12 protein-coding genes are annotated in these 11030 nt (G+C 40.5%); 7 read left to right on the top strand and 5 right to left on the bottom strand.

The annotated features are described in order from the left end of the window. The first annotated feature begins 1164 nt into the window (after positions 1-1164). Both ACOQOA_RS08355 and ACOQOA_RS08350 read left to right on the top strand, forming a co-directional pair. Positions 1165-1692, top strand: a complete 528-nt coding sequence (locus ACOQOA_RS08355; protein WP_420548191.1) for a hypothetical protein — start codon at positions 1165-1167, stop codon at positions 1690-1692. A 90-nt stretch (positions 1693-1782) separates the two neighbouring features. Then, a complete protein-coding gene (locus ACOQOA_RS08350; RefSeq protein ID WP_420548190.1) occupies positions 1783-2409 on the top strand; it encodes a hypothetical protein in 627 nt (208 codons plus the stop codon). On the opposite strand, the gene ACOQOA_RS08345 is transcribed toward ACOQOA_RS08350, so the two are convergent. The 3 genes from ACOQOA_RS08345 to rnhA form a co-directional block, all read right to left on the bottom strand. Continuing rightward, positions 2387-2557, bottom strand: coding sequence for a hypothetical protein (locus ACOQOA_RS08345; protein WP_420548189.1), 171 nt, complete (start codon positions 2555-2557; stop codon positions 2387-2389). The genes ACOQOA_RS08350 and ACOQOA_RS08345 overlap by 23 nt on opposite strands. A gap of 617 nt (positions 2558-3174) precedes the next feature. Continuing rightward, positions 3175-3501: a hypothetical protein gene (locus ACOQOA_RS08340; protein WP_420548188.1), complete on the bottom strand. Its 327-nt coding sequence runs from the start codon at positions 3499-3501 to the stop codon at positions 3175-3177. A 176-nt stretch (positions 3502-3677) separates the two neighbouring features. Continuing rightward, complete coding sequence (gene rnhA / locus ACOQOA_RS08335) at positions 3678-4358, bottom strand: ribonuclease HI (RefSeq protein WP_420548187.1); 681 nt, start codon at positions 4356-4358, stop codon at positions 3678-3680. Positions 4359-4690: 332 nt separating this feature from the next. Here rnhA and ACOQOA_RS08330 point away from each other — a divergent pair, with 332 nt between their 5' ends. Then, positions 4691-5233, top strand: a complete 543-nt coding sequence (locus ACOQOA_RS08330; protein WP_420548186.1) for a recombinase family protein — start codon at positions 4691-4693, stop codon at positions 5231-5233. Between the two features lie 196 nt (positions 5234-5429). Continuing rightward, entirely contained in the window at positions 5430-6044 is a 615-nt protein-coding gene (locus tag ACOQOA_RS08325) for a hypothetical protein (protein ID WP_420548185.1), read from the top strand. Here ACOQOA_RS08325 and ACOQOA_RS08320 read toward each other — a convergent pair. Then, positions 6041-7297 (bottom strand): tyrosine-type recombinase/integrase, encoded by a 1257-nt coding sequence (locus ACOQOA_RS08320; protein ID WP_420548184.1) that lies wholly within the window; start codon positions 7295-7297, stop codon positions 6041-6043. The genes ACOQOA_RS08325 and ACOQOA_RS08320 overlap by 4 nt on opposite strands. Positions 7298-7536: 239 nt before the next feature. Next, positions 7537-8475 carry an NAD-dependent epimerase/dehydratase family protein gene (locus tag ACOQOA_RS08315; RefSeq protein WP_420548183.1) on the bottom strand — a complete coding sequence of 313 codons (939 nt, stop codon included), beginning with the start codon at positions 8473-8475 and terminating at the stop codon, positions 7537-7539. A 196-nt stretch (positions 8476-8671) separates the two neighbouring features. Between ACOQOA_RS08315 and ACOQOA_RS08310 the strand changes: the two genes are divergently transcribed. From ACOQOA_RS08310 to ACOQOA_RS08300, 3 genes are read left to right on the top strand one after another with little or no spacing between them, the layout of a single operon-like run. Further along, entirely contained in the window at positions 8672-9688 is a 1017-nt protein-coding gene (locus ACOQOA_RS08310) for a glycosyltransferase family 4 protein (RefSeq protein ID WP_420548182.1), read from the top strand. A 1-nt stretch (position 9689) separates the two neighbouring features. Continuing rightward, entirely contained in the window at positions 9690-10472 is a 783-nt protein-coding gene (locus tag ACOQOA_RS08305; protein WP_420548181.1) for a hypothetical protein, read from the top strand. Next, the gene (locus ACOQOA_RS08300) at positions 10456-10920 is read left to right on the top strand and encodes a hypothetical protein (protein ID WP_420548180.1); all 465 of its coding nucleotides are present in this window, start codon (positions 10456-10458) and stop codon (positions 10918-10920) included. The genes ACOQOA_RS08305 and ACOQOA_RS08300 overlap by 17 nt, the downstream gene beginning before the upstream one ends. The last annotated feature ends 110 nt before the right edge of the window (positions 10921-11030 follow it).

The following is an 11030-nucleotide window of genomic DNA, read 5'->3' as shown; positions in this document are numbered from 1 at the left end:
TTTTTACTACCGCCAGTAAGGGCGATGTTTAGGCTGGTCCCGTGTATGTCTTTCGTCCCACCCTTGTTTCACAACAAGAGCTAAGAAGATAATTATAGAGACAACTAAGGAACCAATTAGGGTAGCCAGAAAAGGGCGTACCCTTGCATTAATGGTTCAAACATCTGGGTCTCCTTTAAGCGTCCTTTTAAGTTCCCTTATACCGTCCTTCAGGAACACCCATGCTGTACATGTAATGACGCCTAGAACCAGATAGTATATGGCTTCCAGTATCCCTAGTGAGGTCATCACTATTCATACCCTAAAGCTATTGAAATAGCCTTCAAAATCCAATAGGTCACTTGTCCAAATCCGATACCAGCCAAGATGATAACTATCATGTATACTATTACATCCATATTGATCTCCTTAAGCGGAACCTTAAGGACCACTCAGTTTTTCTTTGGTGGGTCTTTAAGTCCTGCTCTTCATTGCGCTTACTCCAGACCTCATCTACATCCACAGGCTTCTTAGGAGCTGGAGGTAACATGTAAAAAAGAGGCGCTGATATAGCGTACATGGCTACAGGTCCCAGACTTCTTTAGTCCACCACTTGCCTTCCTTATGGCCCCACCCGATGAGACCACCGAGGTAGATAAAGGCGACTGATAGTCCGATGAAGGGTAGACCGAAAGAGCGTCGTAGGATTGTGTACCAAGGCGCAAGGTCGTTCTGTGGAGTGGCAGGCCACTTCCAGTAGTTAATGTTCATATTCAATTTTCCTTAAAAAGAAGTTGGTGTCTCAGTGTGTTGTTGTTTCCACAAGCGATAGGTGGCTTCCATTAGGGCCAAGTCTCAGAGGGAGACTTAGGTGGAACTGAGGGCGTATTTGTGTCTGTCTCTACGAGTTCATAAGTGACGATCTCAAAGGACGGTGAAGGTAGACTTATGGTGACCTTGGGTGTCTCTAGGGTGGTCATAGAGGTGATTGATTGTAGAGTTATTTGGGCTGCATCACCCACATCTTTAAAAGGTTTTTATTAAAAAAGAATCCCTTATTACTTGTAATTACTTAATGAGAATCCTATCGTCAGCGCATGAGATCAACACATGCTACTTCCTCTAATCAGGGAGTTACTTCAAAGAAATAGCCGATAAGCCTTCCACAATTTTTAAAGAAAATACATGACAAAATTAAAACGCCTACAACATGCGGAAACAGCATCTTTTATCATTGCTACAACGTTAGCTATAATCTTCCTCTTAGTTAACTTTAATATGAATGAGGAGATAACTTGGAAATCAGTGATGGCTTACGTCAAAGAAGGTTTCACATTCACGATCATGATTATGGCCCTAACATTTTTAGGCCTGCGCATCAGAGAAAATATTTCAAAGCTTTCCGAGGACATAGCAGTCTATCGAAAGGTTTATAGCGCTCTGGTATACTGGGACGTCGACACTAAATCCATAGATACCTTGCAGGATATTCAAATCCTTAGGCATCTTGTTCAAGAAGATGTAATAGACATTCTTGACTTTGTTGACTCCTGTAAGATGAAAGCTCCAAAAATTACTCTAAAAAACAAAATAATTTTAAGTATGAAAAAGAATATTGAAGAGTCAGAGAAGTTTGTTCGATCTAAACATAAAAAGGAGGAGGAGAAAGCGAAAAAGAAATTACGCAAGAAATTAAAACAAAAGAGACCGTAACGAAGCTATCAGTAAGAAAATGGGATGGATTAACCCATTTGTTGAATAATACGGATAGCGCATCAATAGAGCTAAAGATGGATGTAGTTAATGAATGAATTACTCGAACTACCTCTTCAACTACAAATTACTTTAGTAGTTGGGTATATAGGATACAAGGTTGGATCAATCGGTGTATCTGAAAAACACAAGACCTTAGATGTCCTCTTGCAAGTACTGGTTTTTGGGGTCATAGCGACAAGTCTAACCACAAATTTAATTTCCAAACTCCCGTTGTCCAATCAGAAAATAATTATGCCATTTTTGAGTTTAGTACTTGTTTTTGCAATTGGTGCATTATGGCGACGATTTGGAAATTTGTCTGTTGCGTTTGTTTTAAGAAAATTTGGAGTAACAAGAGAAAATTTGCAACCTTCTACATGGGAGGCCATAATAAATCTACCTAAGTATACATGGAGCAATGTCTCCATTAGAACGGTGGATGGAGAATACCTTGAAAGCTTCCTATCTACGTTACCTTCTGGATTACCAAATTCTCAAATAGATGTGGATGAAAATGGCAATGTCGCGATGTATTTAACCCGTAGAATTGATGCTGACGGAAATGAAACAGCTTATGAACCTGTTGAAGAAGGAAGCAGCCATATAACATACATTCCCGTCAGTCGTATTGATCGTGTAACGGTAACTAGATTTAACGCGGCTTCGGGGGAGTAGATGGCCCTCGTGACGGAGATGATGGTGGATTAACAGAACCACCTCTATCTGGGCTAGGAGTCGTAGGAGGGTTCACACTACGAATTTCTACTGGTGAGGGTGGGTTCACACTTTCCCTTACTGTGACAACAACTTTATCTTTACTCATAACAATACTCCTAATGGGAAATTTTAAAGACATAAAGTAGCATGATTCCTATTACAACAAGTATATGTTGTGGAGTAAATTATAGATGAGTGATTTGGCATCTCAGTGCCTTTTGAGGTAAAACCGATGGATGGAAGACAGGGAAGTAAACAGAACCGATAGTACATCTGCTAACCCCATTTAAAAGGCGCTGGAGAGCCCCTAGAATCAACCCCAGTCGATACACATAAAAGCCATCTAACACGCTCAGAGGTCAATTCTGAGTCACACAGGGCATATCCTTCCTACCCTCTCTCCCTTCAAGGAGATTAAAACAAAAAAGGTGCATGAATGCCGTCTGACACTCACACACCTGATCTGTATTTGAAGGGGACCAGTAAGTAGCTACCATAGTTTCACTGAAATTCTCTTGCAGGGTTCCTGAAAGGATGTCCTTCAGTTTTCCTATGGATGTGTCTTCAAAGGTAATGAGGTAGGTAGAAACAGGAAGAAGGAGGGATTGTATAACTACCCTTATCCACCTTTCATACCTATCTTAGTTACTACCTATATTATATGTACCCTAGGTAACCCCTTCTATAGTGCAACCTAATTCCAAACCCGCAGAAAACCTAACATTAAGAAGGTTGGTGCTCTGGAGCTATAGAAAGGCGATTTTGCTGCTCTTCTTCCTCTAAAACCTCCTTCCAGAATTGCTCATTATTAGCTGCTAATTCTTCACTGGTCGTAGATGTATGGCGGGAATAGTTAGTATAATGGAGAGGTCTTCTGCAAAGCCACAAGCAGCCTTCCCCATTCTCTTCCTCTTCATATTTGAACCAATGCCCTGTTGTGACTGTTCGGTCCAAATACATCTCACCAAAGAATGAGAGCTTTACGTACAGAAAGTTGCGCGTCGAGTCCCACTCTACTTGTTTATCAGCCCATTCGATCAAAATTTTCATGTTATTTACTCTCTTGCTGTAGTTATTGATGTGTGAATCATGAGTCAGCCAAGTTTTCTTGTCAATAATATTTTCTTTATTTATCAAATACTTAGTCTCACATGTGGGACCGAGAATTGATCGACTGACAGAACCTCAGAGGCCCTCAAGCTTTCACCTAAGGGCCTCCATCGTGGTCACTTTAAGTCCGCTAAATGAGGCCACTCAGCCAACACATTCTTCCATAATGATGGGGTCTCATTCTTTAGCAGATCAATGCACTGTCTAAGATGGCTTAATGGGGCGCTATCGTGTGTGTCACTTTGCATACCTCGCGGTCCAAACACAGCCGTGTCACAATCAGGAAACGTTTTAGCCCGTATTCTTGCTAACTGATCTGAAATCTCGTTCGCAGTATTGCCGGAATGTCCCTTAACCCATTGCCAGTTGATAGGGTTTGAATACAAACATACCAACCTATCCAACTCTTGCCACAAGTCCTCATTGGCGACTGGCTTCCCTTGAGAATTAACCCAGCCCCTCATCTTCCAGCCATATATCCAGTTTGTAATCCCATCGACCACATACTTGCTGTCACTGTAGATTGTTAGTTGATAGTAATTACTTTGCGAACTGAAATGCTTTAGGGCCTTGATTGCTGCTGTAAGTTCCATGCGTTGATTGGTCGTTTTTTCCCGATCTCCCCCGCCGTACAGTATCTCATACTTGGCATCGTGAAGGGCGAAGACACCCCAGCCACCGATACCCGGATTAACCTCACAAGAACCGTCTATGTAAACGTCTACTACATGGTCTTCATAGGGACGATCCCATAGGGTGGCAACTCGGGATAGGATATAATCATCTGTTGCTTTCATTTTTATACTCCCTTCCTTAAATCACGAAATGAAGTGACAAGATAGAGATCAGGCATAGAGCTTCACCTATGCTGATGTAATTTATGAAAGTTGATTGATTGCACATTTGATACTCTCTTTCGTTTTAATTGTTGATCAATGAGCGTCAGTAAATGTAATCCGCTGCTGCTCACTCTAAAGTGCAACCCAATTATTTAACGTCCGATTTGGGTACAGCCTCACAGGACACACCAGCGAGACACAAATAGTGTTCGATTAGACTTGCTTTACAATTAAAGGACATATATGTAGTTAATGCCTAGAGTCTAATAGGACATATCGGAGATGCATATATGGCAAACGTGGGTTACATCAGGGTCTCATCTGTAGATCAGAACACAGGACGACAATTAGAAGGCATTGCGCTGGATCGTGTGTTTGAAGACAAAGTAAGTGGAGGCACTAAGAACCGCCCTGAACTTCTTGCCCTTCAGGACTATGTGAGAGATGGAGATACTGTACATGTTCATTCAATAGATAGACTGGCAAGGAACCTTGAAGACTTACTAGGGTTGATCCGTGGGTTTCTTGATCAAGGTGTCAACGTGAACTTCCTGAAGGAGAACCTAACCTTTAATGGAGAGGATAATCCCTTCCAACAACTCCAGCTCCAGATTATAGGAGCTGTTGCACAGTTTGAACGGGAGATGATCAAGGAGAGACAGCGCGAAGGGATCGCCAAGGCCAAGAAAGAGGGCAAGTACAAAGGTAGAAAGACCTCAATCGACAAGGAGCAAGTAATACAGCTTAAGAATGAGGGGATTACACCGACAAACATAGCCAAGCAACTGAGGATAGCTCGAAGCTCTGTCTATCGAATGCTGAAAGAAGATTAATTAAGGGGAGCTTCAGTTTCCCTTTTCTTCATTCTAGGGGATTTTCCTGAAGGGACCACCCCAAGGGGGGATAAATGCTACGGTCGTATATCGATAGAGCAATCAGAAATTTGAAGTGAAAAATATGTTGTGGTGTTAATCTATTGAATATATTAGAAAGTTGATGGGATTTCATGTAAGGGGCGTCAGGGATCATATGAAAGTATTAGAAGTTTTAGGTAATGAGTTTAAGAATCAGCCGCTATCTTTTTTAGCTGCAGCAATAACCATTATAAATATTTTTGGTAGTATTCCAGCTCTCGTGACTTCTGATGTGCATATCGTACAGTTTAAATTAGACATAAATATAGTCATCAGAGCATTTGCTTTTATTGCGTTAGAGGGGGCTCTTGCCTATGCATTCGGTAAACTTTTTGTCGTAATATCTTATCGCGGGGCTGGGTTAGGTTTTCTATTCATGCTGAATGCGACTCTTGCTTCTGCTTGGGTTTCTGGGTTTAATTGTTATTGGTTGTTCGCCATTTATGGTAATGAATTCTCCTTCTCGTTGTTAATCTTGATAGCTGTGATGTTTCTAGCTTACATGCTCAATTTATACTATGTATCTCATCATTTTGAAGTTGATGAGTCGTTGATTCAGGTGCCCGCGTATGAAGATGCGAATGACCAAAAGTATAAATTACGAAAGCTCTCCAACACTCGCGGCTTTCATTCTGCTTGGATGCTTTTGACATTTGGATTTATTTTTGTAGGCATACATTTTGGTACTAATTTGTATGAACGATATACTCTACTTAGTATTTTAGGTTAGTTTAGCGCTTGTGGGTACTGAAGTTTCTCAATAACGATTTTCTTTTGTTCAAGTCCAAGGCCCCCAGAATAAAGCCCGTATGTCATTGTGTTCTTCTCATGTCCTATTATGTCTGCTGCTTCATTCTCCAAGACACCAGCATTCTCAAACTGGGTGGCAACTGTCTTTCTGATTGAATGGAAAACATGTTGTTTGCCAAAACCTTCGCTGCTTTTTAGTGTTCCAAAGCGTTTGCCAATAGCATTGCTACGATCATTGTATTTGTTGAATGTAAGCCCTGATATTATGTAACCGTCTTTGGATTCTTCTTTCAGTTTCGTTATGAGCGGTTTTAGTTGGGAATGAACAGGAACTTGTCTCCAGCCTGCAGCGGTTTTTGCATCTTCTATTTCAAGATAGTCATCATGGACACTGGATGTCCGTAATGAGCATATTTCTTCAATTCTTGCGCCTGTCCACATACCAATTTCAATCAGGTAAGCAAGTTTGTCATCTTTGTTTTTCTTTGCAGCATTTAACAGTGAGATGATTGCTTCAGGCGTAAATGGTTTTCTTTGATCCTTCTTCTCTGTTGTCTTAGAGTTTTTGATTTGCAGGTTATCAAATGGAAATGTCTCCTCATTGACTACTTGGATAGCTTGAAGGTACCTCCAATATCCTCGACAAGCTGACAATATGCGTGTGACTGTCTTTGATTTTAGTTCTTCTTCACCGATTAATTGATTAGCCCAACGTTGTACATCTCTTTTGTGAATATGTTCTAGTACGGTAAATTTCTTGCTTAGCCTCTCAACATCAGTCTTTTTCATATCAACTGTTTTTGCGGTGTTTTCAAGCGTTCCAAGCCATTCCTCTAGATGCTCTTTAGTCGGCGTCATCTGACCTGTGATTCTTTTAACAAATTCTTCTCGCCTTGGTTTTTCAACCTTGGATGCTACAGTGTAAATCTCACTTAGGAGTAAATCGCGTTGGGATTCGTCACCTACCTCAGAGTGGGGACTTGCATCTGCTAATGCGGACTTCCAAAACTGTATGTCTTGCTCCAAGGGATCAAAGCTGGTCTGTCGTGCTGTTTGAATTTGGCCTTTCCATTGAGCTACCAGAGGGGCCACTCTTCGAAGAGCTACAGTTTCACTATCTGTGTCTAAGGATTTAACAAAGCGGGGCTTGTCATCAAAATATGGGCGGACGTCTTTTGGTATCTCCAAAACGCCATAATATTTCTTTCGTCTTTTCTGAATATAAGAAGGCATGTCCCAATCCTTTACCACATACGTTTACCACACACGTATATTGTCTTATATTATTGAAAACAAGTGGTATTATAGGATTTTTTAATGTAAATCGGAGCGTCCCCCTCGCTCCGCCAGATCTAGTAAAACGAACCTTCCATAATCTATATATTAAATATCCAATTTTTGAGATTCAGAATCTTCAATGTGGTTCTTAATTTGCGATATAGCCGCTACTTCCTGAATTGATCTGATAACTCTCACTCCGCCGCTAGTAGTTTTTCTTGGGTGTGTGACGCATAAGTTTTCTGGAACGCATCCGACAATCGGGTTTCAGCCTTGATCCCAAGTAGTTTATAAGCTTTCTCGGCATTTCCGAGAGAAACTTGTATGTCACCATTTCGTTGGGGTAAGCGTTCTATGGATAGTGGTTTTTTTGCAATCATTGAAAGAACTATTGCCAATTGGTTGATGCTGGTCGTTTGACCTGTGCATACATTATAGACTTCTGCGTCTGAGGATGTTTTCGCCATGGCAGCAAGCAAAAACCGAACGACATCTTTAACATAGATGAAATCACGTACTTGCTGACCAGTACCAAAAATTTTCAACTCCTGCCCAGATATTAGGCGATCAATGAAAATAGAAATTACCCCTGAATAAGGTGAAGATGGATCTTGTCGAGGGCCGAATACGTTAAAGAATCTCATACCTGCGCTGGGTATGTTATGTGATAACCCTGCAACTTTTGCATGATATTCACATCCTAATTTGTCAGCTCCATAAGCACTTAAAGGGCGCGGTCTATCGGTTTCGCTTAGCGGGATGTTTGCATTATCTCCATAAATAGCGGCTGAGGAAGCGTAAACAACAGGTGTTTTGTTTTCTCTTGCGCAATCAAAGACATTCACTGTACCGCCAACATTAATTCGATGGCTGCCGGGCCAATCATTCAAAGATTGTTCTACGGATGCAATAGCAGCTAAATGGAAACACCCATCCACATCTTTCATTGCTTTTTTAACATCATCATGATTGGCAACATCACCAATATGTAAGTCTACATCAATGGTTAAATTAGATTTCTTACCTGTACTTAAATTGTCTAGAACGACTACTTCATGTCCTTCTGCTGAAAGTGCCTCACATAGATGAGATCCAATAAAACCGCAGCCGCCAGTTACAAGATATTTTGACATTTTATTCTCCTGTTAAAGTTCTAACAAGAGAAGTGCAATCTGCTGACCAAACATTAAGTATATGATATTATTGAATAATGATAAATTTAATTACATGTCGAGCGCTCTCAAATTTAGAAATGACTCTCATTTTGCGAAAAAAAACTGGCAACGATCTTGCTGCGTTTATCAAAATAATTTGTTGAGGAGAGATAGCATGCAAGGAAACGAGAAAGTCATATGTCAACTGTTAGACAGTCGTCATACAGGTGGTATTGAAAGTCATGTTGTTGAACTAAGCAGAGGATTGAAGCAAGCAGGTTGGCAGGTGATCGTGGTTTTTATGAATAACTATGGACACCATCCTATGAAGGATAAGCTTCAAGCACAGCAGATACCGTTTTCCAGTTTGGATGGAACCGCTAAAACTTTGAATAAATATATTTCCAAGATGCGTCCACAACTTATCCATACGCACGGATATAAGGCCGGTATTTTGGGTCGTTTGGTTGGTTTGTTCAATTCAATCCGTGTTGTTTCTACATTCCATGCAGGTGAAGACACGAAAGGAAAGATGGCTTTTTATACCAGCTTAGACAGGTTAACTGCATTTCTTTCTCACCCTATTGCTGTTAGCGAAAAAATATTAGCTAAATTGCCTAAAAAAGCAGTTCATGTGAATAACTTTGTTTCTTTACCGTTGGTTAGAACGACCAGGAAGGGAAATGTAGTGGCGTTTGTAGGACGTCTGTCAGAAGAGAAGGGACCTGATCTTTTCTGTGAATTGGCAAGAAATAATCCACAACTTACATTCCATATGTATGGCGATGGCCCGATGCGTGAGGCGCTTCAACAGACATATGAAAAAGATGTCACATTCTTTGGTCATGTTGACATATCAACATATTGGCAGCAAATAGATTTGCTTTGCATGCCTTCTAGATTTGAAGGTCTGCCCATGGCTGCCTTGGAAGCGATGGCGCATGGTATCCCTGTTTTGGCATCAGATGCAGGGGATTTACCCAAACTCATCAGAAATTCGAAGCAAGGTTGGATTGCATCGATAGATCAATTGTCTTCCTTTTCAATGAGGCTGGATGAGTGGGCATCCATGAACCAAGAAAAGAAAGAAATTATGGGTCATACCGCACGATCCAAAATTGAGACTGAATACAGTTGTCAGGCAATCATTCCTCAAATTGAAAAAATTTATTTTTCCACGATTGGAGGATGATATGCCGTTGAACATAAATATATTTCTGGTGTTTTGGGCTTGCATTATCAGCGCTGTATTTCGACCAATCATCGGCGATTTTCAGGAAGCTGGTCTAAACGGTGTATTGGCTGGTGGTCTTGGGGCCAATTACATTGTCTGGTTTTCACTATTAATCGCTTTTATGTCTCTAAGGATGATTAGGGAGTTACCGCCGATTTGGGTCTTTTGTATAGCGATATTTATGATGCTTGTGCCTAGCGCAACTCTTTCTTGGATCGGTGCAAGCCTAGTTGCATTTTGGATAGTATGCCATCAACCAAAGAATCTTGCGGCAATTCTATTACTAGCGGCTTCTCTCAGAGAACCTCTAACAGCGATTTGTTTGAAGTTATTTGCAGGAAATATCCTTGGTTTTGATGCGATTATGACGAATGTCGCTTTACTTTTGATGGGACAGCAGCCCGTTATTGAATCTAACATTGTGATCAGTGAAACTGGACAACCTCTTTTAATTCTCACAGGATGTTCGGTTTTTGCCAATCTATCCTTTATTAGTCTGTTATGGCTTACGATGCATGTGTTTTTCAAAAGAGTAATAACATGGGGAAGTTGGCTGTTATTAGGTGTTGTGATGTTCATGACCTTGGCGTCAAATGCGTTCCGTTTGGCCTTTATGACGCAATCTGCCCAATCTTATTATTACTATCATGATGGGGTTGGCAGTCAGATATTTGAATGGGGATTAATGTTAACCGTTCTTTTAGTTATGATTGGAGGATGTAAATATGCAAAAACATCTTAAATTCCTACCATATCTTATATGCTTATGCCTTATCATATCTCTTTATCTTAAGTATCCTGCCTCGTATGTGCTTAATCATTCTGAACAGGACAAATCAGCCTTTATCTTATCACTTGAAGTGCAAAATTTATCTTACAGACAGACCATCAAACCGGTAAATAGAGGCCAATTTGACATTCAAATCTTTGATCATCATTTTTGTGAGGGTTTGCTTGCTGTAATTGCTCTGGAAAGAAATGAGGAAGGTGCCGGTATTTTGGCTCACTATCTGAATTTGCCAGTATCAGAGATTAAGTTTATTTTTGATAATCAGGTATATGATGAGTTTCCAGCCTTTTCTTACTGGTTGGCTAATTTAACCGCCAAGAGGCATGGAAATTCTGTTCTGGCAGTTAAAGAATATGGTCATTGCAATTTGATCGAAAATACAGATTGGTCGCAAATTTAAACTCTCATTTTGAGAATATTCTCATTTTGCGAACCAAAAACTCCCAAAAACCGGTACTTTTTTCTGGCATATGACTTGCGCTTATAAAATTGTACAAAAATGGAGTTTAT

The sequence above is a fragment of the Curvivirga sp. genome, assembly GCF_965219885.1.
Lineage (GTDB): Bacteria > Pseudomonadota > Alphaproteobacteria > UBA8366 > Aestuariispiraceae > Curvivirga.
Note: the sequence above shows the minus strand (reverse complement) of the source record. Positions and strands in the feature narration are given on the sequence as shown.